Here is a 21,956-nt window from a genome sequence, read left to right on the forward strand (position 1 = left end):
CCGAGGAGGTCGTCAGGGAGCTGGGTGCGAATCCGTGACGGCCGGGCCCGCGGTGCTGGTGACGTGGACGGGGAGGTTGTCGGCCCACGGCTGGCTTTCCACCATGTCGGCGACTCGGACTGTGCCCCTTTCGAATTCGCCGGTGGCGGCGTCGACGAGGCGGTAGGCCTGGACCTGGGTGTGGATGGGCTGGGCGTCGAGCAGCACGACCCGCACTTCGCCGGGTTCGAAGTGGCAGCGTTGCTGCAGGGCGGCGATGAGTTGTTCGTTGTGCATGTGCCCGTCGCCGAAGTTCCAGCCGATGGCGGTGCTGCAGATGCGTTCACCGTCGGTGATGGTGTATTCGTCCTCGCGGCCGGCGGGCATGGCGCGGTGCACGAGGGTGAACAGGGCGCGGCCGTGGGTGTTCATGGCGCGGAAGGCGTAGCCCAGATACAGCGGGATCTGGGCCCGGTCCTTGCCGTAGTAGCGCTCCATCTGCGCCTGCGGCATGCTCGCGATCGCGACGATGTTGCGGTCGATCTTCTGCGCCGCCGAGGGTTTGACGCACCACACCGTGGTGTCCCAGTTGCCGGCGTAGTAGCGCATCCCGGGCAGGAACGAGATCCGGGAGGGCAGCAGGTTGCCGGTGATCACGATCGCGACGAGGACCGCGAACAGCAGCACCGGCAGCCAGGGATGCGTAGCGTCGGCGAAGCCGATGTCGGCGTGGGCGACGAACAGCACCCCGAGCCCGAACATCATGAACACGTTCCACTCGAGCGGGACGCCCATCGGGATGGCGGTCAGGATCGCCAGGTGGAAGCACAGCAGGATCACCGCCGCCACCGCGGTGGGCCGGCCGCCGTGGGAGAAGAACAGCACGATCGGCGCGCACATCTCGACCGCGGTGCCGCTGTGGGCGACGAATCGCGACAACCAGCCGGGCCGCAGGTCGTCGGGGAAGTCGGCGAAGAAGCGGCGCTTCAGCCATCGCGGGCGCACGATCGGGCTGTTGGACATCATGGTCGAGACCACGAACGGGAAGTGCCGGTTCAGTTTCGAGGTCGCCGCACCCATCCAGATGACGACGAAGACGAGTTTGGCGGCCAGGATCGCATCGGCGCCGCCGAACAGGAACGCCACCGCCAGCGAGCCGTAGACCTCGCCGCGCGCGGCCAGGAAGATCACCTTGTCGCGCAGTCCCAGCACCGCCAGCACGGCGACGACGAGGCCGACCTGCCAGGCCGGCAACAGTCCGACGGTGGTGTCGAGGGCGGGGATCGGGCCGGTGCCGTCGGACAGCAGCGCCCACAGCAGCACCACCAGCAGCAGCGCGTAGAGCGCGGCGTCGACCGGGGTGCGGGCGGTGCCGCGGGTGAGCGGGACCACGCGCGGCCACGGTGGGAGCCGGATCGTTCCGGGCCGCAGCCAGTACAGGATCGATCCCATCGGCGGGAAGTAGCGGTTGTTGAGCGGCCCGAATCCGCAGCCGAGCCCGATCACCTCGAACAGCATCGTGTAGAGCACGGCTTTTTCGAAAACGATCGGTTCCGACCACCAGCTGCCCACATCGGTGAATCCGTCGATGCCGCTGGTGTTCAGCGCGAACAGCCAGCCACCGAGGATGTAGAGGCAGATCTTGACGACGTAGAACAGATGCAGCACCACCGGCGTGCCGAAGCCGACCTCGGCCCAGTGCCGCGCCATGAGCCGGATGCGCTCACTGCGGCCGCTGTTCTCCCACTGCTGTTGATCGACGACCGGCAGTTCCGGCTGGACGAACCCCATCAATCTCTCCGTTCCCGCGTCCGCGGCCGGTCACGGCACCATGACCGCGGTGTTGCCCTTCTCGCTCGACGTGACGAGGATGTCGCGGCCGATCGGATCGTCCACCGCGGCAAGGCTTTCCGACGCCATGATCGCCAGGAACCGGCTGTCGTCGGCGTGCAGGCGCCCGACGACCAGTCCGGTGCGCGGCTCGAATGCGTGGCGCACGGTGTAGGTTTCGATCCGGGCCGGCCCGTCGGCGCGCGCCCGGCTGGGCGCCTGCGGGGCCGACGCCACGGCGCGCTGCAGGTGTGCGCTGCGGTCGGGCTCCCAGGGCGCCGGCGTGGTCGAATACACCCCGACCGAGTATTTGCTCATGATGCCGCCGTTGGCGCCCACCAGGCCGAAAGCGCCCGGCTGGTCACGCATCCGAGCCACGGTCTCGGCGATCGCGTGCATCGAGTAGTTGTTTCCGGGGCCGCCGAAGAACGGCAGCCCGCCGGTCACGGTGAGCCCGCGCGGGTCGTCGGTGGCCAGTCCGGTGCCGTCGCAGAAGTTGAACACCGCGACGGGGAAGCAGCTGTAGAGATCGAGGGTGGTGAGGTCGTCGAGCCCGATTCCGGCCACCCGCAACGCTTCTCGCGCCGCCGTCCACGCGGTGGGCGCGGCGCCGAGGTCGGGGCGGGCGAGCAGGGTCTGCTCCTCGAGGTCGGCGTGGCCGCGCAGATACACCAGTTTGTCGTCGGGGACGCCGAGCCGGCGGGCTTTGCCCAGCGACATCACCACGGCCGCGGCGCCGAGGTTGACCAGATCGCGAGCCACCATCAGGCGTGGAAACGGGTCGCAGATCATCCGGTTCGAGTCGGTGACGGTCGCCAGTTCCTCGGCGCTGCGCTCGACCGGTGCGGCGGCGAGGGGGTTCTTGGCGGCCACGGAGGTGAACGGCGCCAGCAGTTTTCCCATTTCCAGGCGATACTGCTGCGGTGTCGCGCCCACGCGCGCGCGGCGAGCGTTCTCGAGCAGGCCGTACTGGGTGGGTGCGCCCATGACGGCGTGGGCGATCAGGTTGTCGTCGACGAACGATTCGTATCCGAAGCCGCGGTCCTCGAGCCGCCCGGTCGCGGTTTCGGTGAAGTCGGGTCGGTCGTCTCGCCCGGCGTAGTGGCGCTCGGTCGAGATCGCGTCCGATCCGGTGATGAGCACCGATTCCAGTCGCCCGGCGGCGATGTCGGCGGCGAACTCGGTGAGCAGATGTTGCGGGCCCTGCCCGCCGACCACCTCGAGCACGGCGCGGGGCGGGTCGATGCCCAGTCGCCGCGCCACCGAACGCGGGTAGTTGTCGGAGCGGCCGAGCGGGGCGCGCACCGGCGCCGAGATCTCGAATTGGCGCACCCCGGCGATGAGTTCGACGCTCGCGGCGGCATCGGCGTAGCGAACCTCGGTGTCCTCGAGGGCGGCGCGGGCGGCCGCGGCGGCGAGGTCGACCGACGACATCTGCCGGTATTCGGAACTGTCGATGCGGTCGATGGCCTGTCCGACGCCCACGACGACCGGCGTACGCGAATCCACCATCAGCGGACCCCACCACTGCGTGCGGTCGTGCCGGCTGCCCGTCTCATGGCAGTGACAGTAACACGGGAAATAGAACCTGTTACAGACGTTTGTCTCAGGTGGTGGCTCGTTGTGAGGCCGCGGCGTGCTCGCCGAGATCGGCGAGAGTGAGCCGGTGCCGCGGCGCGTGGTCGACGACGGTGTGGCGGGTGGTCACCAGATCGGGTCCCACGTGCAGCAACCGGCCCACCGGCAGATCACGCCAGCCGGGATCGCGGTCCATGCGTTCGGTGGCGATGACTACGGCCGGATGGTCGGCGAGCGCGGGGGAGTGGGCGCGGATGGGGCCGGTGCCGGCGTGGTCGAGGTGTTTGCCGCCGCCGGGTCCGCCCGCGGCGCGTTCGAGGACGAACAGGTCGTGGGTGTCGGGATAGCGCAGCGCCCACAGATCCTGTGCGGTGGTGAGCACGAAGTTCAGCGCGAACACCGGCAGGTTGTCGGCGATCCACCCGACCGCCGCGCCGATCCCGGCGACGACATCGCCGTCGTGTTCGTCGATGCACCGGGTGATGAGCGCGAAGACCCGTTCGGAATCGGTTTGCCCGGCGACCAGATCGCGGTAGTCACCCAGCGCGCGTTCCAGTTCCGGCAGACCTCCGACGACACCGTTGTGGGCGAACAGCCGCCCGTGTTGCTGGAACGGGTGGGTGTTGGCCGCGACCGTCGCCCCGGTGGAGGCGTAGCGCACGTGAGCGAGGAAGGTCGCCGATTCGCACTCCATGGCCTCGCGCACGAACTGCTTGTCCTCGTAGGCGGCGATGGGCTGCTTGCGCACCAGGGGCCGGCCGTCGGGTTCGAAGGTGCCCAGCCCGGTGCCGTCGGGTTCGCGGCGGCTCTGCCGCGCCAGGCTGTCGGAGGCCTCCAGCAACCAGAATGTCGCGTGCACCCGCTGTGGTGCCGCGCTGAGCCCGAACAATCGGCACATCGATTCACCTTTCGCCGCGCCGGCACGGACCGAACATCCGCCTCGGACGAAAATGCTTGTCGCGCTTCGATATTCAGTGCACGGCCATCGGGGATTCTCGCCGATGACGCGGCCACGGCCGCCGGACCGACCCTACCCGGCTGCGGCGAAACGCGAGGCCCTTCGGCCCTGGATCGGCGGTTGCCCGCCGTGCACTATGAGGTGATCGAAATCTGGCGGAACCGGAAAGGGGTGCTCGTGGCGAGGAAACGGTGGAGCGAGCTGGACGAGCGGACACGGCGGCTGATCGTGGCCGCGACGGTGGTCGAAGGGATCTTGAAAATCGCGGCGCTGATCGATATCGCGCGCCGGCCGGCCGCGGAGATCCGGGGGTCGAAACTGCGGTGGGCGACCGCGGTGACACTGCTCAACTCGGCGGGTACGGTGCCGATCGCCTACTTCCTCGCCGGACGCCGGCAACCGGGCCGCACCCCCTCCTGAGGCCGGTCACCGTTCGCCGCGATAGTCCTGGCATCGGCAGCGCTCGTCCGCCGGCCCGGCGCCGCCGTCGCGCGAGACCAGGACTCCGGCGTCCACGGCGCTGCGGCAGCGGCCCGATACCGGGTCGTGCACGATATTGGAGTGCCCGCAGTGCGAGCACAGTCGGCGCGTCACCTTCCGCGGCACCAGAACCAGCAGCACCAGTGCCGAGAACGCGACGGTGACACCGACGAACCTGAGCAGATGTGGCCAATCCATTTCACGACCTCACTTTCCGGCCCAGTCCGCCGCGGCCGACCGCGATCAACGCCGTCGCAGGTGCATGCCGTAGGGGACCGCCTCGAGCAATGTCACGTTCACCGTCGCCCCGCTGGGAATCCGGTACGAGCACACCTGCCCGGGCCGGGCGCCGGTGAGCGCGGTGCCCAGCGGCGACTCGGGCGAATAGACCTCCAGCTCCTCGGTGTCGGCACCGTCGCGCCGGCCCAGCAGGAAGGTTTCGGTCTGCTCGTCGTCGAACCGGACGGTCAGCACCATCCCGGGTTCGGCGATGCCGTCGTCGGCGGGCGCCTGCCCGACCACGGCACGATCCAGCAACTCCTCCAACTCCAGCCGGCGCAACCGCCGCCCGGCCGCGGACTGTCCGTCCTCGTCCCCGGGACCGTGCTGCGCCGACCGCAACTCCAGTAATTCCCGCCGTAGCCGCTCGTACGCGTCCTGCGTCAACCAGACGCCTTCCGTTCCGGTCATCTCATTCTCTTCGTCCACTGCCGACAACACCCCGGACCCCGGACGGCACCACATCCGCCGCACCGAGGTCCATCTCCAGAGTGACCCGCCGGCACACCGGCTACATTGTCAGCAGGAAACAATCTCGATCGCACAGATTGTCAATGGCGAACAGCATGGCGCTCGCCCCGTGTCCAGGAAGGAGCGGTGATCTGCGCCGATGGTGAAACTGGATCGGTTGATCAATATCGTGAGCCGCTACGGCGCCCGCCTGCACGGCACCGTCGTGGACCGCACCGTCGAGATCCACAGCGTCGCGGTCCACGATCCGATTCGCCCGCACGCGGCCACCGGCGACGTGTTCCTCGCCGTCGGCGCGGCCGACCTGGCCGAAGCGCTCGCCCTGGGCATCGACGCCCGCGCCGGCGTGATCGTGGCCCGCACCTCCGAGACACCGGACGCCCGGATCCGGCAGCTGCTCGACGATCGCGGCCCGGCTCTGATGACCGTCGATCCGAGCGTGTCCTGGAGCCAGATCGCCTCGGTGGTCTACGGGCTCGTCCTCGAGGGCCGCGAAACCGAATCCGGGCGCGGTCCCAGCGACCTGTTCGCCCTGGCCGATACCATCTCGGCGTCCCTGGACGGGCCGGTCACGATCGAGGATCAGCTCTCGCGCGTGATGGCCTACTCGACCGCGCACCACGACACCGACCCGGTGCGCTCGGACACCATTCTGGGCCGCCGCATGCCCGATCGGGTACGCCGATTCTTCGAGGAGCAGGGCATTTTCGCCCATCTCGCGCGCTCCGACGCGCCGCGCTACATCCCGCCCGCGCCCGAGCACGGGTTGCACGGGCGCACCGTGGCCGCGGTGCGCGCGGGCCGGGAGCTGCTGGGCTCGGTGTGGGTGTCCGGCCGTGAGCCGCTCTCGGCGGATCGGGCCAGAATCCTGCAGGAGGGCGCGCACACCGTCGCGCTGCATCTGCTGCGGTCGCGCGTCAGTGCCGATCTGGAACGGCAGGTCGAGTCGGAGCTGGTCATCGAACTGATCGAAGGCAGTCCCGACGCGGAGGCCGCGATCGGCAAGCTCGGCATCCCGGCGCGCGATCTGCGTGTCATCGCGTTGCAGGCCCACGCCGAGCAGGAACGCAACGCCGGCATCCTGCTCGCGTTCGAGCGCGCCACCACCGGTTTCGGCTGGTCGCGCGTGGGTCGCAGCACGCTGTTCGGCAATACCGTCTACACGCTGCTGCCGGCCGGTGAGGACCCGGCGCCGGCATATCGGTGGATCGCCGACATCGCCGCGAGCCTGCCCGCACACATGACCGTGGTCGCCGGAATCGGCGGCACCGCCGACGCGCGGGAGCTGCCCGCGAGCCGCCAGGAGGCCGACGAGTGCATGGCACTGCCGGCGACCGCCACCCCGGAACCGGCCTGCTACGACACCGCCTGGGACCGGGTCCTGATCCAGCGCCTGCGCTCGATGGCCTCCACCGGCCGGCTCCCGTCCCGAGATCCCGTCGCCCAGCTGGCCGAGATCGACGAGCGGGCCGGCACCCAGTACCTGCCCACGTTGAAGGCCTGGCTCGAAGCCCACGGCGATCCCGCCACCGCGGCCCGCACCCTGGCCGTGCACCCCAATACCGTGCGTCATCGGATGCGGCGCATGCGCGAGCTGGACTTTCTCGACCCGGATGATCCGGCCAAACGCACGGCGATGCTCATCGCCTTGTCGATCCACACCGGCTGAGCTCGGGCGGAAAATCGGTGGAGACGGTGACTCAGCCGGGCTAACGTCGCGCGGCGTGAGCATCGACGCGCAAGCCGGCAAGTGGGTGGAACTCAACCGCGCCAATTGGGACGAGCGCGTACCGATTCACGTCACGAGCGAGTTCTACGATCTGGACGGTTTCGTCTCCGGCGCCGAAGCGCTGCGCGACTTCGAACCCGACGAGGTCGGCGACGTGCGCGGAAAACGCCTGCTGCACCTGCAATGTCATATCGGCACCGATACCTTGGCGTGGGCGCGTCGCGGTGCGAGCGTCACCGGCGTGGACTTCTCCGAGCCCGCTGTCCGCACCGCGACCGACCTGGCCGCCCGCATCGGTATCACCGGCGCGCGGTTCGTGACCGCCAACGTCTACGACGCGGTGACGGCACTGGACCGCGACCGCTACGACATCGTCTACACCGGTGTCGGCGCCCTGGTCTGGTTGCCGGATCTGGTGCGCTGGGCGTCGGTGGTGGCCGAGTCGCTCACGCCGGGCGGCTTCGTCTACCTGACCGAATTCCACCCGTTCGGCGACATTCTCGCCGAGGACGACGGCCGCACCGTCGCCTACGACTATTTCGATCCCGCGCCGCAGGTGTTCGACGAGCCCGGCACCTACACCGACCCGGACGCGGCGACCACTGCGAACATGACAGTGCAGTGGCAGCACGGCATCGGCGACATCATCAGCGCACTCGCCGGTGCCGGGTTGCGCCTGGAGTTCCTCCACGAACACGACTTCACCCTGTATCCGCGGTTCCGCAACCTGGTCGCGGACGGCGGCCGGTACCGTCTGCCGCCCGGGCAGCCGCGGGTTCCGTTGCTGTTCTCGCTCCGGGCATCGAAACCGGACGACTGCTGAAACACGCCGGCGCCGTGGGGCTTTCGCCGAACATTCGGTAGCGGGTGTCGCTGTCAGTGTTCGTCGTAGTGGCCGTCGTGGGGCGCGTGCCGATGCCCGTCGTGGAGATAGTCGACATGATCGCCGTGCGGGATGGCGACGTGCCCGCAGCCTTCGCCGTGCACGTGCTCGTGTCCGGCGTGTTCGGTGTGCCCGCTCGGTTCGCATTCGTCGACGTGGTCCCCGTGCACTCGGTGGATATGGCCGTCGTGCAGGTAGTCGACGTGGTCGCCGTGCGGCACCGCGACGTGCCCGCAGCCCTCGCCGTGGGTGTGCTCGTGTCCGGGATGGGTGGTGTGCCCACTGCTCGTCATCGGCGTTGCTCCCTTCGCTACGGCTCCCTCGATACTTCGTATCCTCGCAGGCATCGAGGCATTTGCGAAGGGGTTGCTCCCACTCGGCCGTTCGATCGTCTGCCACACAGAGTCCCCGAACCGCCCGGGTGTGACATCACCCGCGGACGGGTGATCCGGTTGCCCGGTGGTGATCCGGCGGCGGGGTGAGATCGTCGAGCACCACCAGATTTCCCCCGGCCTGTTTGGCCCGGTACATGGCGGCGTCGGCGGACTGCAGCAGCCGGTCCGGGGTCGGTCGCGGACATTGCGGGCAGATCCTGGCGTCGTATACGGCGACACCGACGCTCGCGGTGACCTCGACCGCGGTGTCCGACGGTTCGGCGACCGTGCGGCGCAGGCGCTCGGCCTCCGCGCGAGCGAGATCGGCGGCGATCGGCGCGGCGACCACGAATTCCTCTCCGCCCGTGCGAGCCACCACCGCGGAGCGTCCCGCCGCCTCGTGCAGGCGCCGGGCGGTTCGCGCCAGCACGGTGTCACCGACGCGGTGACCCCAGGTGTCGTTGACGCTTTTGAATTTGTCGAGGTCGAAGGTCATGACGCTGATCGCCGGGTGCCGGTCGACCAGGAGCGGGAGCCGAATCTCGAGGCCGCGGCGATTCAGCAGTTCGGTGAGCGGGTCCGACAGCGATTCGGTGCGCAGCAGCCAGTAGAGGATCTGCAACGCGGGCAGGGCACTGACCACCGACACGAACAGCAGCAGCCCGACCGCGAGCGCCAGGCGCAGTTGCCCGCCGCCGGTGGCGATGCGCACCGACACCACGACCACCGCCAGCAGCGACCACGCCGAATGCGCGGCCAGCACCCGTGCATTGTGGAAGAAACCGAGGTAGCTGCCGGTGACCACGAGCAGTACCGTGCCCATCGCCGCGAACACCCGATCCGGCACCTGCAGGAATTCCAGGATGAACAGCACATCGGCGCCGCCGATCAGCAGCAGCGATTCGGTTTTGCCGGGCCAGCGCAGCAGCCACCAGCGCAGTGCCCACAGCACCCCGCACGACACTCCGACCGCGGACGCGACGCCGGGATGGCCGGGCGGTCCCACCGGTGAGCCCGTGATCACCGCTCCCATCGCCGCGATCATCGCCCCGGCGACACCGACCAGCACTTTCAGCGGACCCAGCGCCGATCGGGCCGTCAGGCTGCGTACCAGCCAGCAGTAGTCGACCGGATCGTTCCACCAGGCCCGCAGTGTCTTGCCGCCATTCATCGACTCACCCTCGCACCCGGCCGGGTTGCCCGGCCGTCGCTCGTTACCGGTGCGAGAATCCTTGTGCGAGGACCTCAGGAATCTCACCAGCTGATCCGCAGCAGTCTAGACCGGCAACTCGGGCCCATCGGGCAAAAATGTGGCACTTGCGCGACGGCCGCCGCGAGCGACCGGCCCGCGCGCATCCCGCGCGTGCCGCCTCGCCGGGATCGCGCGCATCGGCTCAGCGATCGCCGGCCGCCAGCAGCAGACGCGCCACCGAGGTCAGCCGGTTCGCCATCTCCCGGTAGCTGTAGTAGCCCATCCCGGCCTGGATCATCGCCCCGCTGACGGCAATGTTCAGGGCGTCGAGAAGCTCGCCGGTGCACGCGTCGCCCAGGGCGGTGCGGACGCGTTCGCTCAGGGCGGCACCGATGCGGGTGCGCAGGGCCGACACGTCGGGGTCGTGGCTGAGGATCGCGGCGGAGGCGGCCAGGCTCAGTTCCGGTTCCTCGGCCATCAGGTCACCCATCTCGATGAACACGGCCGCCAGTCGCTGCGTCGGCGTATCTCCGGTGACCGGCCGCGCACACCAGGTGCGGATCCGGCGCCAGTACGCCTCGGCCACCAGATGCTGTTTCGCCGAGAAGTAGCCGTAGGCCGTGGCGTGGGTGAGCCCGGCGCGCCGGCACACCTCCCGCATCGACAACTGGTCGTAGCCCTGTTCGCGCAGCACGTCCAGACCGGCGTCGAGCAGGCGGTCCACGGTCTCGGCGGAGCGCCCGGCCAGAGATCGCCGGGGCGGGCGAGGATGTATCGCGGCCTCCACCATGGGTCAGACACTAGGATATACGCCTGTAAACAGCAAAGCCGACGCCGGACCCAGCGGGTGCGGAACGACCGACGAGGCACGATGGCATCCACCTCCACTCCCGCGCCGGGGCGCACCGAATTCGATCTGGGACAGGTCACCCTGCACGCCCTCACCTGGGGCGACCCCGCGGCGCCGCTCGCACTGTGCCTGCACGGCTACCCCGACACCGCCTGGACGTGGCGCCATCTCGGACCCGCACTGGCAGAGCACGGGTACTACGCCGTCGCACCGTTCAGCCGCGGATACGCTCCGTCGTCGGTGCCGGCCGACGGTGACCTGTCGACCGGTTCGCGCGTCGCCGACGCTCTCGGCATCGCCGAACGCCTCGGCGCCGACCGGGCCGTCGTCATCGGCCACGACTGGGGCGCCTTCACCGCGAACGCCATTGCCGCACTGCCCGAATCACCGTTCCGGGCCTTCGTCGCCGCGGCCGTTCCGCCTCTGGCGAGCGTCCGGATCACCCGCGGCGACCTCGCCCGCCAGGTCGGGCGGACGCTGGCGCAGTCGGTGAACAGCTGGTACATCCTCGCCAACCAGTTTCCCGCCGTTCCCGAACGGTTGTTCACCCCGATGACGGCATTCCTGTGGCGGCGATGGTCTCCCGGCTACGACGCCACCGACGACCTCGCTCACCTCGCCGCGGCCGCACCGCCGCAACACCGCTCGGCGATCATCGGCTACTACCGGCAACTGGTCCGGCCGCGGCCGACGCGACCCCGCGACCTCGACCGACTGCTGATGAGCCCACCGATCCACCCCATACTGCAGCTCTACGGCGCCACCGATGGATGCCTGCGCCCCGGCTTCTTCCACGATCTGGAGCGCCACCTGCCCGCGGGAAGCCGCGTCGTCCGCATCGCCGACGCGGGGCATTTCCTGCATCTGGAGAAGCCGGAGGAGGTCGACCGGATCATCCTCGACTACCTCGGCCCGGGCCGGTAGCCGCGGTTCACTGCGCCGTTTCCCCGATCAGCCGGCGCAGCAACCCCGCGTGGTAGAACAGCGACTCGACATCCTCGGGTCGCTGCATCTCCCCGAAGTGCACCCGGCGGGCGCCGGTGCGCAGGAACACACACGCCCAGACCACGGCCGAGTAGACGTAGAACCACCGCAGGTCACCGAGTTCGACACCGGTGAGGCGACGATACGTGTCGCGAACATCGTTCTCGCGCAGCACATTCGGCAACCCCGGCAGCCCGGCCAGCCCGCTCAGTTCCTGAAACACCAGATGCGCGAACACACACCACGCGACGTCGAGTTCGCGGGGGCCCACCGTGGTCATCTCCCAATCGAGGACCGCGGCCGGACGGAAGTCGCGGTAGAGCACATTGCCTATCCGCGCGTCACCCCACAACAGCACGGTCTCACCGGCCGCGATCTGCTCGGGCCAGTGGGTGTCGAGCCAGTCGAAGGCGCGCTCCACCAGCGCTGAACCCCCGATGTGGGGTACCGAGAACTCGTACCACGCCCGCAGCCAGGCCAGATTCCTGCCCAGCGCGGTGTCGCCGGCGCGGTCGGCGACCAGGAACCCGAATGCGCTGTCCGCGTCGGGAATCGAGTGCAGCTTCGCGAGCACCTCGATGGTGGCGTCCTGCAGTTCGCGCTGCTGTTCGGGGGCCGCGTCGTAGAACCAGTTGCCGCCGAACGTATACGGCATCACATCGGGCGGGACGATTCCCTCGACGTAGTCCATGATGAAGAACGGCGCCCCCAGCACCGTTCCCGTGTTCTCCAGAAACCGCACCCGCGGGACCGGAATGCCGGCCCTCGTACCGGCGGCCTCGATCACCTGGGCCTGATGATCCAGGCGGTAGACCGGGAAGACCGGGACGTCGGCCTCGGTGGGCGCCACCCGCATCACCCATTTCCGGTCCACGGGCGCGCCGTCGTCGTCCCAGTGGGCGGTGAGCACGATCGTCTCCGAGGACATGCCGTTGGCGTCGATCCCGCCGACCACGGTGATCTCGGGCCGCTGCCCGTTCGGCATGACCGTGGCCAGCCAGTCGGCGAGGATCGAGGGCAACTGGGTGACGTCGCGGCTCGAGCTCTGCAGCCGGCTGACGTTCTCCACGGTCGGTTCGGTAGCCACTGGCTGCCTCCTTTCACTCGGGCGGGTCACCCACGGGCCGCGCGGTCTCATCGGGCGCTGATCGTGACCGGCATATGCCGGATACCGGTGTGTTTGTTGCTGCGGACGTACTCGACGGGCCCACGCGGAGTGAGGGTTTCGACCCGATCCAGCAGCGCGTCGAACATGACCCGCATTTCCATCCGCGCCAGCGACGCGCCCAGGCAGAAGTGCACGCCGCGCCCGAACGCCACGTGCGGGTTGGGGTTTCTGGTGATGTCGAAGCGATGCGGGTCGGTGAACACACTGTCGTCGCGGTTGGCCGAGGCCCACCACAGCGTGACCTTGTCACCGGCGGCGATGCGGTGGCCGCCGATCCACACGTCCGCGGTGGCCGTGCGCCGGTTGTAGGGCGTCGAGGACGCCCAGCGCAGCATCTCCTCCACGGCAGCCGGAAGGCGAGACCTGTCCTGCTGCAACCGTTTCCACAGCTGCGGCGATGCGCTGAGCGCGGCCGTGCCGATGGCGATGGAGTTGCGTGTCGTCTCGCTGCCCGCGGCCACGACGAGGGACAGGAACAGGTGTTGTTCGGCATCGGTCAGCGGCTCGTCGTCGACGAGTGCGTGCGTGATCACCGACAGCAGATCCTCACCCGGCGCGACGCGTTTGCGCTGCAGCAGATCCGCGGCATAGGCGAACATGCGAGCCTGCGCCCGAGCGAGACGGTCGTCGACCTCACCGACTTCGCGGCCGTCGTAGTCCAGGGTGACGTTCGCCCAGTTCATCAGTTCGTGGCGATCGGCTTGCGGCACACCGGCCAGTTCGGCGACGGCCTGCAGCGGCAGTTCCGCGGCCACGTCGGTGAGGAAGTCGCAGTCTCCCTTCGCCACGGCCGCGTCGACGATATCGGCCGCGCGCCGGCGCAGGTCGTTCTCGATCCGCCGCAGCGCTCGGGGAGTGGTGCTGGGGGCGAGCAGGCGACGGATTTTCGCGTGGCGGGGATCGTCCATCATGTTCAGCAGCGCCCCGACCGGCACACCCAGCGGCATATCCTCGAGCGTGGTGCCGCCGCCATCGCGTCCGCCGCCGGATTCGGAGGAGAATACCGTGGTGTCGGTGGCCGCGGCGACGATGTCGGCGTATCGGCTGAGCACCCAGAAACCGTCGCCGCCGGGGCTGTGCGCGGTGGGCGGATGGAGCCAGACCGGCGTTTCGCGCCGCAGCCGATCGAATATCCGATGCGGGAAGCCGTTGGTGAACCGGTCCAGGTCGGTGAGGTCGATGTCCTCGTGCACGACGTGTCACCTCCTTGCCCACATCACGCTTGCCCACATCACGAGATCGCCTGTCGGCGGCTGCCGGGCGCCGTCGCACGACCCCGGCAGCCTGCACCTTACAGGTGTCAATCCGGCCGTAAGGCGATATCGGGAGCGCTCGGTCCCACCCCGCCGATCGGGACGGCGGTCACGGTGTCTGCCCGATCTGGCGCAGGAACCTCAGGTTGTCCTCGATATGCCAATCCTCGATGATCCGGGCGTGGTCGTCGCCGAGGTGCTGGATGTCGATGGCGTCGAATTCGACGGCCTGTCCGGAACCGCCGGCCCCGTTGTAGCTGCCGGTGAAATGGCCGCGGAAGACCAGCCGGGCCGTGAGGGTGTCCTCGGTGACGTACAGATCCGACAGCTCACAGGTGAGGTCGGGGACGGCGGCGCGGAAGGCCTTCGACGCCGCGGCGGGTCCGGCCGGTCCCTGCGGCCGGCCCGGCGGCAGGGTGTTGTCCCGGAACGACGGTGTGACAGCCTGCTGGAGGTAGTCGACGTTGCCGGTGTTCCAGAAGGTGTAGAGCCGTTGTGCCGCACGAACTTCGCGTGCGGCCCGGTCGGCGTCGAGTCCGCCGTCGATGTGCACGGCTCGCGGTACGACCAGGTCGCCGGAACGGTCGACGGGGTCGGCCGGGTGCGGCGGCTGCGCCGAGCAGGCACCGAGAAGCAGTGCGGCGCAGACGAACAGCGCGATCCTCATGCCAGTCTCCCGCCGCCGTCGACATGCAGGGTGGTGCCGGTGAGGAAGGGGTTGGTCAGCGCCAGCAGTGCCGCGGCGGAGATGTCGGCCGGTGTCCCGATCCGGCGAGCCGGATTGCGATCGGCGACGGTCCGGAAGAACTCCTCCTTGCCGGGGCCGTCCCACACACCCGAGTCGACGATGCCGGGGGAGATCGCGGTGACGCGCACCGGCGCCAACTCGACCGCCAGCGCCTCGGCCAGAGCGGCGGCCGCGGCGTTGGTGGTGGCCATGACCGACCGTCCAGTGGACGGCCGCCACGCCGCGACACCGGAGAACAGCAGCATCGCACCTCCGGCGCGGAATCGCGGAGCGAAGTGTTTGGCGAGCAGGATCGGCCCGATCACCTTGGCGTCGAAGGCGCGGCGCACCGCATCGTGGCCGAGTGTGGTGACCGGACCGTTGGCGTGGTCGGCGGCCAGTGACACCAGGTAGTCCACCTCGCCGATACGTTCGGCCACGGCACGCACGGTTGCCTCGTCGGCCAGGTCCAGTTCGGGCCGGCCGACCGAAATCACCTGCGCTCCTTGTGCTTCGGCGTCGGCGGCCAGACGACGGCCAATGCCCGATCCGGCGCCGACGATGACCATCTTCTTGTCTTGCAGCGTTGTCATGCCCGGTTCAGCAGCGCGACAGCGCCGGATAATCCCTTCGTCGAATGAATGTCTTCGATCGCTGCCATAGGATGTACGAATGCCAACGCTGCGGGCACTGGAATGCCTCATCGCCGTGCTCGACGCCGGCTCGATCACCGACGCCGCCACCGCACTGCACATGTCACAGCCCGCGCTGTCGCACCAGTTGGCGGCGCTCGAACGCGAGATCGGGGCACCGGTGCTGCAACGGCTCCCGCGCGGAGTGCGTGCCACCGCCATCGGCCGCGCCGTCGAGGCCGACGCTCGTGCGGCGTTGACCGCGGCCGCTCGCGTCGTCGACGGCGGGCGGGCCGCGGCCCGGGGCGAAAGCGGCCTGTTGCGACTGGCCTGCGCGGAGAGCCTGACCGCGAGTCTGCTCGCCCCCGTACTGCGCACCTGGTTACGCCGCCACCCCGCGGTGCACGTGACGCTCACCGAGGCCACCAGCGCCGACGACCTCGTCCGCCACCTCGAATCCGGAACGGCCGACCTGGCTTTGGGGCCGCGGCCGACTCGCTGGACCGGCGCATCCGAACTCGTCGGCACCGAGGAGATCGTGGCGGTCCTCCCCGCCGACCACGCCCTGGCCCGGCAGGATCGGCTCGGCTTCGACGACCTCCACGACCAACCGGTGGTGCACTACCACCCCGACAACGGCCTCGCCGGCTGGCTCGACGCCCGAGCCGCGGTCCACGGCGTCACCCTCGGCCCGGTCATGCGCACCCGGCAGGCCGGCACCGCGGCACAACTGGCCGCGGCCGGACTCGGCATCGCCCTGGTCCCCGTCACCGCTCTGGGCCCCGGCCTGCCCGCGACCCTGAAACGCTTGCACCCCAGCGTGTCCCGCGATCTCGTCTGCCTGCTCGCCACCCCCGCCGATCCACTGCTGCGCCGCTTCGCCGCCGACCTCGTCGACCGCGGTGTCCCCGTGAACCCCTCGGCCGCACGACAACTCGGCTGATCCGCGACGGCTACGACGTACGCGGCCGTAGGCCGTCGAGCATCAGGTCGAGCAGGCGCCGCCAGTCCCCGCTGCCCGTGCGGATCGTCGCCGAGATCGCACCGACGAGCAGGTAGGCGTCCGCGGCGGTGCAGTCCTCCCGCAGCGTACCGGCCTCGCGATCGCCCGCGATGATCTCGCCGACAACGGCTTCCAGCCGGGCACGAGACATTCCGCGCGGCTCGCTACCGGGCGAGCGGCGGGCGGCTTCGACGGCCGCGGACAGGCCGCGATCGGCGCTGAGCAGCTCACCGACATGCATCAGATAGCGTCGCAGCCCCTCGCCGGCACCGGCATGCGTGAGACATTCTGTGCGCGCGTAGTTCTCGATCTGCGCGAAGCGCTGTTCGGCGGCCGCGTCGACCAGTTCCGCGAGGGTGGGGAAGTGGCGATAGACCGTGCCGACCCCGACACCCGCCGCGCGTGCAACGTCGGGCAACTGCACCTGAGAGCCCTTCTCGGCGAACAATTCCCGAGCAGCCTCGAGGAGGCGGTCGCGGTTGCGTGCCGCGTCGGCGCGCGTCTTTCGAGGCGTCGGGGGCGTTGACATCCATGCGTCCTTTCCGGCTACCATCTAAACGGAAGCGGATTCCGATTCCGTTTTGTCGCCGGAAGGGTAGCACGATGCCGCACAACAGATTTCTCCGACTGGCCCCGGGCCAGGTACGCCCGGGCCGGATTCCGATGCCGCCCGCCTTCGCGGTCAAGGCCACGACCGCCGACACCGAGGGCCGGTTCTCCTTGCTCGAGGTGACCCTGGCCCGCGATATCCCGCGACACACCCACGAGGTGGCCGACGAAGCCATCTATGTGCTCAGCGGTGAACTCGGCGTCGACTTCGACGACCGGTCGTACGTCGCGCCCGCCGGAACGTTCGTCCTGCTGCCGCACGGCATCCCGCACGCCCTGCGCGCGGTCTCGAACCCGCCGCCCACAGTGATCCAGATATCGTCACCGGGCGGATGGGAATGCTATCTGGAAGATCTGTTCGACGCGGGACCCACCGTGCTCACCGACGGCGCGCTCGACCCACGCAAGATCAACCCCATCGCCGCGGCCCACAGCATCCGCTACGAGGAGTCCTGAACGACAACCCGATACGGGCCCGGCGCAGCGATCAACGCGGGCCCGGAACGAGCTCGGCGGCCAGACCGCTCGCCCACTCGCGCACATGCTGGGGGTCACGGAAATCACCCGCCATCGTCTTGGCCATCGCCGCGGCCGGGAAACCGTGGGCATCGGCCCGCAGGCGGCCACCGAAAATCGTGTAATCCCGGGCATTCAGGCGACGGGCGGCTCGCTCGACGGCTTTGACCCCCGGCACCTTTTCGGGACCGCCGGAGGTGAGCGAGTCGTCCAGCGGCCCACTGGCGAACAGCCAGACCGGCCGCATGCGCATCTGCCGCGCGAAACGACGGGCGAAGCGGCGGGCGTGACGATGCCAGCGACCGGTGTAGATCGCACCACCGAGGACCACCGCCCCATAGCCGTCGAGGGAGCGGACTTCACGCGCATTGCGGACCTCGGCGTCGACACCGGCCGAGCGCAGCGACTCGCCGATCCACTCCGCCATTTCGGCAGTACCGCCCCGTGTGGAGCCGTACGCCACGAGAACAGGTTCCGATGTCACGGCGCACCTTCCTCTCACCGGCCGCAAGGGGCGGACTACGGGTAGGCGATATTCGCGGCGGGCTGGGGCAGAAGCAGGATCCGGCCGATCGTGGCCGTCCATTCGCCGATCGCGGGCCAGTCGCGCAGGTCACCGAAGCGACCCCCGCCGAGCAGGCGGTAGATGATCCGCGCCTTCAACGACACCCCCACGTTCTCGAAATGGCCTGCGAAGGCGCGGTAGCCGACCGGATGGATCGAATCGCGCAACGCGGCGATCTTCGGCGGCACGATTCTGCCCATCCGCCGCCCGAGCGGCCCCCGCAGCGCCGGTCCGAGCCCCACGGTGAACAGCCACACATTCGTCGCGGCCAGCTCGTAGCGATGACTCCGAACGAACCCCGACATCTCGGGAAGCACATCCATGTTGTGCACGGCACTGCCGAGGATCACCGCGTCGAACCGCGACAACTCGGGCGCATGCGCCACATCGGCGACCTCCACATCCGCCCCGCGGTTGGCCAGCGCCGCCCCGATATAGTCGGCGATCTCACGGGTCGAGCCCTGCGCGGTGGCGAAAACGACTGCGATGCGAACAGTTTCGTGAGTCATACGTCGAGCCTGCGCCCCGGCGCGCGACCCCTCCCAGAGGCGGCGTACCTCATGCGATGAGGACGAACGTCCCCAGTGGGCGGCCTCGCCACACCGCCGGGGCCCGGCGCCGCGCATGCGTCAGTGGATATGGTCCTGCCAGTCGGCGGGCACCTTCCCCGCCGGACCCGGCACCGGCTGCGTCTCCGGACGGCTGGTCGGCGGCGCCAATTGCGGCCCCTCACCGACCGCGCCGTCGCGGTAGTCGTAGAACCAGTCCTCACCCGGCTCGAAGCTCTGGATGATCGGATGGCCGGTACTGCGGAAGTGGGCGGTGGCGTGCTGGGCGGGGGAGGTGTCGCAGCAACCCACATGCCCGCAGCGCGCGCACCGACGCAGATGCACCCACCAACCGCCGGCGGCCACACACTCCGCGCAACCGGTCCCGCTGGCGGGCACCTCGACATCGATATCGCTGCCGGAATCGCTCACCGCTGATCTCCTCTCAGGGCCGCCACCACAGCTTCGGCCACGCCGCGGGCACTGGCGGGATTCTGACCGGTGATCAGCCGCCCGTCCGTCACGACGTGAACCCCGAACGGCTCGTCGGCCATGCTGTAGTCGGCGCCCACTTTCACGAGTTCGTCCTGAAGGTTGAACGGTACCGCGTCCGCACGCTGGGCGGCTTCCTCCTCCGGCCACGAGAACCCGGTCACCCGCCGCCCGGCGATCAGCGCGGCCCCGCTTTCCAACGGGACGTTCAGCAAACCGACCGGCCCGTGGCACACCGCCGACACCACGCGGCCGCTGTCGTGGAACGCCGCGGTCAGCGCGCCGAGATCGTCGCCGCCGAAGTCGAACATGACCCCGTGCCCGCCGGTGAAGTAGATCGCGTCGTAATCCTCGACCTCGACCTCGCCGATGCTGCGCGTACGGTCGAGCAGATCCATGAATTCCCGGTCGCGGTAACGGCGGTCGGTGCCGAGGTCGGCCAGGACGTCGTGCGCCAGGCTCTCCGGGTCGATGGGCACGAATCCGCCTGCGGGACTGGCGATGTCGACGGTATAGCCCTGTTCGGTGACATAGTCGTAGAAATGGGTCAGCTCGCCGAGCCACAGCCCGGTGCGATAGCCGACCTTCTCGTACTCTCCGGCATTGGTGACGATGACCAGAATCCGGTCGGTGGCCACAGCGATCTCCTTCCGGTCCGTGCGATGGGCGACCGGCCGTCCGAGATCACTGGCGTCCAATCCGGGAACACCGCCGGCCGCGTGATGTCGATCACAACGTAACACAGGAGTGATCGCCGGAGCCGCCCCGCCTGTGCCTCAGCACTGTTGGGGCTCCTCACACGTTGACGCCCAGAACCGCAGCCGCGCCTGTTCAGGCCGGGCGACCATTCGCGGCCGTGTGACGGACCTCCACGATCGGCAGCCGCAACGCGGCAGGGGAGGAGGGCGGAACCACCGGCGCCACCGGCGGGACCGGATCGATGCGCCGGTAGGGCAGATCCATCGGCGGACGCGAATCCCGCTCGTTCTTGTTCGGCCACATCGACGCCGCCCGCTCGGCCTGAGCGGCGATCGTCAACGACGGATTCACACCGAGATTCGCCGAAATCGCCGACCCGTCCACGATGCTCAACGTCGGATAACCGTGCACACGGTGATACGGATCGATCACACCGTGCTCGCGGTCGCCGCCGATCACGCACCCACCGATGAAATGCGCCGTCATCGGCACACCGAAAATATCCGGCCAGGTACTGCCCGCCGTGGCGCCGAGTTTGCCGGCCACCCGCCGCGTCACCTCGTGCCCGGCCGGAATCCACGACGGATTCGGCTCGCCGTAGCCCTGTCTGCTGGTGTAGCGGCGACCGAACAGCCCCCGCCGGGTGAAGGTGGTGATCGAATTGTCCAGACTCTGCATCACCAGCAGAATCAACGTCCGCTCACTCCAGCGCCGCGTCCGCAGCAACCGCACCGTCCGCACCGGATGGGTGGCCGCGATCGCCAGCACCCGCACCCACCGCGGCACGGCCTTCCCGCCGTCGACCAGATAGGTCTGCAACAACCCCATCGTGTTCGAGCCCTTGCCGTAGCGCACCGGTTCGATATGGGTATCGGCGGTCGGATGGAACGACGAGGTGATCGCCACACCCGCCGTCAGATCCAGGCCGGTGTCCACCCGGGTGCGGCCCGCGCCCAGAATCGCCTCAGAATTCGTGCGGGTCAGCACGCCCAGCTGCGGCGAGAGCGCCGGCAGCACCCCCGTATCACGCATCCGGAACAGCAATCGCTGCGTACCCCAGGTCCCCGCCGCCAGCACCACGTACCGCGCCGAGAAGCTGCGCTTGCCACCCCGCCATCGGCCCGTCCGGCGCGTGTCGACGCGCCAGCCGCCGTCGTCCTGCGGTCGCAGCGCGGTCACCGTCGTCATCGGATGTATCTGCGCCCCAGCGCTTTCGGCCAAACCGAGATAGTTCTTGACCAGCGTGTTCTTCGCGCCGTGCCGGCAACCGGTCATGCACTCGCCGCATTCGATACACCCCGTGCGCTCCGGTCCGACGCCACCGAAATAGGGGTCTGCGCTCACGACTCCGGGCGCGCCGAAGTACACGCCGACCGGCGTCGGGACGTAAGTATCGGCGACGCCCATATCCTCGGCCACCGAGCGGATGATCTCATCGGCCGGGGTGGTGTGCGGATTCTCCACGACACCGAGCATGCGCCGGGCCTGGTCGTAGTGCGGGGTGAGTTCGGCGTCCCAGTCGGTGATCTCGGCCCACTGCCGGTCCTCGAAGAACGCGCGTCCCGGTTTGTAGAGGGTGTTGGCGTAGTTGAGCGAGCCGCCGCCGACTCCGGCGCCGGCGAGGATGAAGCAGTCGCGCAGCCGGTGGATTCGCTGGATGCCGTAGCAGCCCAGTGCCGGCGCCCACAGATATCGCCGCAGATCCCAGCTCGTGGTGGCGAAGTCGGCGTCTTCGTAGCGTCGCCCGGCCTCGAGTACCGCGACCGAATATCCCTTCTCCACCAATCGCAATGCCGTCACACTGCCGCCGAATCCGGATCCGACGATCACCACATCGACATCGAAAGGCCGCGCTGCCTTCATGACACCTCCTACCGAGGACGCTAACAAGTCACCACCGCGGCCGCGACGGTCTCGTGGCGGGTACCAAACCGGGCGATGCGCACTGCCTTCGAATCACAAGACGTCTGGGAGGCGCGGTGATGTGTATCGGATCCGTCAACGGCAGACCGCCCAAGCGCCCCCAATACGTCACTGTGACGTTTCGCGAAGGGAATCCGGGAAGCTAGGGAAGTGGCGCACAGGAATGGAGATCAACTCGAAGGACTCCTCAGTAAATTTTCCGGCAAATCGGACCGGAGGCGAAAAAGTTCATCA

Annotated in this window: 24 protein-coding genes; 6 read left to right on the forward strand and 18 right to left on the reverse strand. The window is 69.1% G+C overall.

Features of this window, described 5'->3' with window-relative positions; translation table 11 throughout:
• Positions 1-12 precede the first annotated feature (12 nt).
• The 3 genes from ACPCUW_RS24280 to ACPCUW_RS24290 all read right to left on the reverse strand — a co-directional run bounded on the left by ACPCUW_RS24280 (position 13) and on the right by ACPCUW_RS24290 (position 4,285).
• A complete protein-coding gene (locus tag ACPCUW_RS24280) occupies positions 13-1,770 on the reverse strand; it encodes a DUF3556 domain-containing protein (protein ID WP_423427293.1) in 1,758 nt (585 codons plus the stop codon).
• Positions 1,771-1,800: 30 nt separating this feature from the next.
• Positions 1,801-3,324 carry an acetyl-CoA acetyltransferase gene (locus tag ACPCUW_RS24285; protein WP_423427355.1) on the reverse strand — a complete coding sequence of 508 codons (1,524 nt, stop codon included), beginning with the start codon at positions 3,322-3,324 and terminating at the stop codon, positions 1,801-1,803.
• A gap of 91 nt (positions 3,325-3,415) precedes the next feature.
• A complete protein-coding gene (locus tag ACPCUW_RS24290; RefSeq protein WP_423427294.1) occupies positions 3,416-4,285 on the reverse strand; it encodes a class II glutamine amidotransferase in 870 nt (289 codons plus the stop codon).
• A 237-nt stretch (positions 4,286-4,522) separates the two neighbouring features.
• On the opposite strand from ACPCUW_RS24290, the gene ACPCUW_RS24295 reads away from it, so the two are divergent.
• Positions 4,523-4,765 carry a hypothetical protein gene (locus ACPCUW_RS24295; RefSeq protein ID WP_227463174.1) on the forward strand — a complete coding sequence of 81 codons (243 nt, stop codon included), beginning with the start codon at positions 4,523-4,525 and terminating at the stop codon, positions 4,763-4,765.
• Positions 4,766-4,771: 6 nt separating this feature from the next.
• Here ACPCUW_RS24295 and ACPCUW_RS24300 read toward each other — a convergent pair whose 3' ends face one another.
• Together ACPCUW_RS24300 and ACPCUW_RS24305 are read right to left on the reverse strand one after the other, a co-directional pair.
• Positions 4,772-5,023, reverse strand: a complete 252-nt coding sequence (locus tag ACPCUW_RS24300; protein WP_423427295.1) for a hypothetical protein — start codon at positions 5,021-5,023, stop codon at positions 4,772-4,774.
• A 45-nt stretch (positions 5,024-5,068) separates the two neighbouring features.
• Complete coding sequence (locus ACPCUW_RS24305) at positions 5,069-5,515, reverse strand: GreA/GreB family elongation factor (protein WP_423427297.1); 447 nt, start codon at positions 5,513-5,515, stop codon at positions 5,069-5,071.
• 199 nt (positions 5,516-5,714) lie between these two features.
• On the opposite strand from ACPCUW_RS24305, the gene ACPCUW_RS24310 reads away from it, so the two are divergent.
• A complete protein-coding gene (locus ACPCUW_RS24310; RefSeq protein ID WP_064904366.1) occupies positions 5,715-7,244 on the forward strand; it encodes a PucR family transcriptional regulator in 1,530 nt (509 codons plus the stop codon).
• A gap of 55 nt (positions 7,245-7,299) precedes the next feature.
• On the forward strand, positions 7,300-8,127 hold the full coding sequence (locus tag ACPCUW_RS24315; protein ID WP_423427299.1) for a class I SAM-dependent methyltransferase: 828 nt from the start codon (positions 7,300-7,302) through the stop codon (positions 8,125-8,127).
• 53 nt (positions 8,128-8,180) lie between these two features.
• Here the strand turns inward: ACPCUW_RS24315 and ACPCUW_RS24320 are convergent, their stop codons facing one another.
• The 3 genes from ACPCUW_RS24320 to ACPCUW_RS24330 form a co-directional block, all read right to left on the reverse strand.
• Entirely contained in the window at positions 8,181-8,480 is a 300-nt protein-coding gene (locus ACPCUW_RS24320; RefSeq protein ID WP_063016746.1) for a hypothetical protein, read from the reverse strand.
• A 136-nt stretch (positions 8,481-8,616) separates the two neighbouring features.
• Complete coding sequence (locus ACPCUW_RS24325) at positions 8,617-9,732, reverse strand: GGDEF domain-containing protein (protein ID WP_423427300.1); 1,116 nt, start codon at positions 9,730-9,732, stop codon at positions 8,617-8,619.
• 223 nt (positions 9,733-9,955) lie between these two features.
• Positions 9,956-10,543: a TetR/AcrR family transcriptional regulator gene (locus ACPCUW_RS24330; RefSeq protein ID WP_423427302.1), complete on the reverse strand. Its 588-nt coding sequence runs from the start codon at positions 10,541-10,543 to the stop codon at positions 9,956-9,958.
• 81 nt (positions 10,544-10,624) lie between these two features.
• On the opposite strand from ACPCUW_RS24330, the gene ACPCUW_RS24335 reads away from it, so the two are divergent.
• On the forward strand, positions 10,625-11,527 hold the full coding sequence (locus tag ACPCUW_RS24335) for an alpha/beta fold hydrolase (RefSeq protein ID WP_423427303.1): 903 nt from the start codon (positions 10,625-10,627) through the stop codon (positions 11,525-11,527).
• Positions 11,528-11,534: 7 nt separating this feature from the next.
• Here the strand turns inward: ACPCUW_RS24335 and ACPCUW_RS24340 are convergent, their stop codons facing one another.
• The 4 genes from ACPCUW_RS24340 to ACPCUW_RS24355 all read right to left on the reverse strand — a co-directional run bounded on the left by ACPCUW_RS24340 (position 11,535) and on the right by ACPCUW_RS24355 (position 15,328).
• The gene (locus tag ACPCUW_RS24340; protein WP_423427305.1) at positions 11,535-12,674 is read right to left on the reverse strand and encodes a phosphotransferase family protein; all 1,140 of its coding nucleotides are present in this window, start codon (positions 12,672-12,674) and stop codon (positions 11,535-11,537) included.
• Positions 12,675-12,721: 47 nt separating this feature from the next.
• A complete protein-coding gene (locus ACPCUW_RS24345) occupies positions 12,722-13,948 on the reverse strand; it encodes a cytochrome P450 (RefSeq protein ID WP_423427306.1) in 1,227 nt (408 codons plus the stop codon).
• A gap of 169 nt (positions 13,949-14,117) precedes the next feature.
• Positions 14,118-14,675, reverse strand: coding sequence for an ester cyclase (locus tag ACPCUW_RS24350; RefSeq protein WP_423427308.1), 558 nt, complete (start codon positions 14,673-14,675; stop codon positions 14,118-14,120).
• Positions 14,672-15,328: an SDR family oxidoreductase gene (locus tag ACPCUW_RS24355; RefSeq protein ID WP_423427310.1), complete on the reverse strand. Its 657-nt coding sequence runs from the start codon at positions 15,326-15,328 to the stop codon at positions 14,672-14,674. Before ACPCUW_RS24355 ends, ACPCUW_RS24350 begins: the two co-directional genes overlap by 4 nt.
• Positions 15,329-15,407: 79 nt before the next feature.
• On the opposite strand from ACPCUW_RS24355, the gene ACPCUW_RS24360 reads away from it, so the two are divergent.
• Entirely contained in the window at positions 15,408-16,310 is a 903-nt protein-coding gene (locus ACPCUW_RS24360; RefSeq protein WP_423427312.1) for a LysR substrate-binding domain-containing protein, read from the forward strand.
• 10 nt (positions 16,311-16,320) lie between these two features.
• On the opposite strand, the gene ACPCUW_RS24365 is transcribed toward ACPCUW_RS24360, so the two are convergent.
• Positions 16,321-16,899 carry a TetR/AcrR family transcriptional regulator gene (locus ACPCUW_RS24365; RefSeq protein WP_423427314.1) on the reverse strand — a complete coding sequence of 193 codons (579 nt, stop codon included), beginning with the start codon at positions 16,897-16,899 and terminating at the stop codon, positions 16,321-16,323.
• A 74-nt stretch (positions 16,900-16,973) separates the two neighbouring features.
• Here ACPCUW_RS24365 and ACPCUW_RS24370 point away from each other — a divergent pair, with 74 nt between their 5' ends.
• Positions 16,974-17,435, forward strand: a complete 462-nt coding sequence (locus tag ACPCUW_RS24370) for a cupin domain-containing protein (RefSeq protein ID WP_063016143.1) — start codon at positions 16,974-16,976, stop codon at positions 17,433-17,435.
• A 31-nt stretch (positions 17,436-17,466) separates the two neighbouring features.
• Here ACPCUW_RS24370 and ACPCUW_RS24375 read toward each other — a convergent pair whose 3' ends face one another.
• The 5 genes from ACPCUW_RS24375 to ACPCUW_RS24395 all read right to left on the reverse strand — a co-directional run bounded on the left by ACPCUW_RS24375 (position 17,467) and on the right by ACPCUW_RS24395 (position 21,662).
• Positions 17,467-17,979 carry a flavodoxin domain-containing protein gene (locus ACPCUW_RS24375; protein WP_423427316.1) on the reverse strand — a complete coding sequence of 171 codons (513 nt, stop codon included), beginning with the start codon at positions 17,977-17,979 and terminating at the stop codon, positions 17,467-17,469.
• A gap of 35 nt (positions 17,980-18,014) precedes the next feature.
• Positions 18,015-18,569: a flavodoxin domain-containing protein gene (locus ACPCUW_RS24380; protein ID WP_063016147.1), complete on the reverse strand. Its 555-nt coding sequence runs from the start codon at positions 18,567-18,569 to the stop codon at positions 18,015-18,017.
• Between the two features lie 120 nt (positions 18,570-18,689).
• Entirely contained in the window at positions 18,690-19,040 is a 351-nt protein-coding gene (locus tag ACPCUW_RS24385) for a UBP-type zinc finger domain-containing protein (protein WP_063016149.1), read from the reverse strand.
• Complete coding sequence (locus ACPCUW_RS24390) at positions 19,037-19,738, reverse strand: type 1 glutamine amidotransferase domain-containing protein (protein ID WP_082857229.1); 702 nt, start codon at positions 19,736-19,738, stop codon at positions 19,037-19,039. Before ACPCUW_RS24390 ends, ACPCUW_RS24385 begins: the two co-directional genes overlap by 4 nt.
• 193 nt (positions 19,739-19,931) lie before the next feature.
• Positions 19,932-21,662, reverse strand: a complete 1,731-nt coding sequence (locus ACPCUW_RS24395) for an FAD-dependent oxidoreductase (protein ID WP_423427318.1) — start codon at positions 21,660-21,662, stop codon at positions 19,932-19,934.
• Positions 21,663-21,956: the final 294 nt, after the last annotated feature.

It is taken from the genome of Nocardia sp. AB354 (assembly GCF_049538315.1).
In the GTDB taxonomy this organism is placed as follows: Bacteria; Actinomycetota; Actinomycetes; order Mycobacteriales; family Mycobacteriaceae; genus Nocardia; species Nocardia nova.